Below are 1,203 nucleotides of genomic sequence, written 5' to 3'. Positions count from 1 at the left end.
GGTCGCGGGTTCGAATCCCGTCTTCCGCTTTTTATAATATATATGCCGGAGTGGCGGAATTGGCAGACGCACAGGACTTAAAATCCTGCGGTTGGTTTCAACCGTACCGGTTCGACCCCGGTCTTCGGCATGCATGCACCCATAGCGCAACTGGATAGAGTGTCTGACTACGAATCAGAAGGTTGTAGGTTCAAGTCCTACTGGGTGCATAAATCCGGGAAGTAGCTCAGTTTGGTAGAGCACCTGGTTTGGGACCAGGGGGTCGCAGGTTCAAATCCTGTCTTCCCGATTTGTAATTTAATATTTTCCATATTGGTTACAGTATGGCGGTGTAGCTCAGCTGGCTAGAGCGTCCGGTTCATACCCGGGAGGTCGAGGGTTCGATCCCCCCCGCCGCTATTTTGTAAACTTGGACCTTTAGCTCAGTCGGTTAGAGCAGACGGCTCATAACCGTCCTGTCGTAGGTTCGAGTCCTACAAGGTCCATTTTTTATTATCGCGGGATGGAGCAGTCTGGTAGCTCGTCGGGCTCATAACCCGAAGGTCGTTGGTTCAAATCCAGCTCCCGCAATTGCTTTTTAATAAGCTGGCTCGGTAGCTCAGTTGGTAGAGCAATGGATTGAAGCTCCATGTGTCGGCGGTTCGATTCCGTCCCGCGCCATAAATTGAATATTTGCGGGTATAGTTTAGTGGTAAAACCACAGCCTTCCAAGCTGTTGTCGCGAGTTCGATTCTCGTTACCCGCTTATGGGCCTGTAGCTCAGCTGGTTAGAGCGCACGCTTGATAAGCGTGAGGTCGATGGTTCAAGTCCATCCAGGCCCATTGGAGTAATACTCAAGTGGCTGAAGAGGCGCCCTTGCTAAGGGTGTAGGCCGGGAAACTGGCGCGAGAGTTCGAATCTCTCTTACTCCGCTTGATAAAGAGCTGTTCCGCAGCTCTTTTTTTGTGCCTTAAAGCTGCTTAACTCTAAAAGTAAGAAGGAGAGAGGGCAGAAGCAGGAGAAAAGGCAAAAAAGTAGCTCTTTTTTCTAAAAAAGACTTGCCAAAGACAGGATTTTTCTGTATTCTAGTATTTGTTGACGCGCGAGCGTCGGCGCAAGTGGCCTTTGAAAAGATTGAGGAAGCCGCTTGACAAGATGAGTTTAAGCGAGTATCATCTTAAGAGTGCTTACGCGGCCCGTTGGTCAAGTGGTTAAGACACCGC

At 49.8% G+C, this 1,203-nt stretch carries 11 tRNA genes (1 of these 11 only partly in view); all 11 read left to right on the top strand.

The features are described 5' to 3' along the window. Positions 1-29, top strand: a tRNA-OTHER gene (locus HMPREF3168_RS00975); it begins 49 nt to the left of the window's first position. 15 nt (positions 30-44) lie between these two features. Further along, positions 45-130 (top strand) — tRNA-Leu (locus tag HMPREF3168_RS00970). Positions 131-135: 5 nt separating this feature from the next. Continuing rightward, positions 136-209 (top strand) — tRNA-Arg (locus HMPREF3168_RS00965). Between the two features lie 6 nt (positions 210-215). After that, positions 216-289: transfer RNA gene (locus tag HMPREF3168_RS00960), tRNA-Pro, on the top strand. Positions 290-325: 36 nt separating this feature from the next. Then, a tRNA-Met gene (locus HMPREF3168_RS00955) sits at positions 326-399 on the top strand. A 12-nt stretch (positions 400-411) separates the two neighbouring features. Further along, positions 412-485 (top strand) — tRNA-Ile (locus HMPREF3168_RS00950). 11 nt (positions 486-496) lie between these two features. Further along, positions 497-570 (top strand) — tRNA-Met (locus tag HMPREF3168_RS00945). 17 nt (positions 571-587) lie between these two features. Then, positions 588-660 (top strand) — tRNA-Phe (locus HMPREF3168_RS00940). Between the two features lie 14 nt (positions 661-674). After that, a tRNA-Gly gene (locus HMPREF3168_RS00935) sits at positions 675-745 on the top strand. 3 nt (positions 746-748) lie between these two features. Further along, positions 749-822, top strand: a tRNA-Ile gene (locus HMPREF3168_RS00930). 2 nt (positions 823-824) lie between these two features. Continuing rightward, a tRNA-Ser gene (locus tag HMPREF3168_RS00925) sits at positions 825-912 on the top strand. The last annotated feature ends 291 nt before the right edge of the window (positions 913-1,203 follow it).

Origin of the sequence: Lactobacillus sp. HMSC08B12 (genome assembly GCF_001808415.1) — a bacterium.
GTDB lineage: Bacteria > Bacillota > Bacilli > Lactobacillales > Lactobacillaceae > Lactobacillus > Lactobacillus delbrueckii.
Note: the sequence above shows the minus strand (reverse complement) of the source record. Positions and strands in the feature narration are given on the sequence as shown.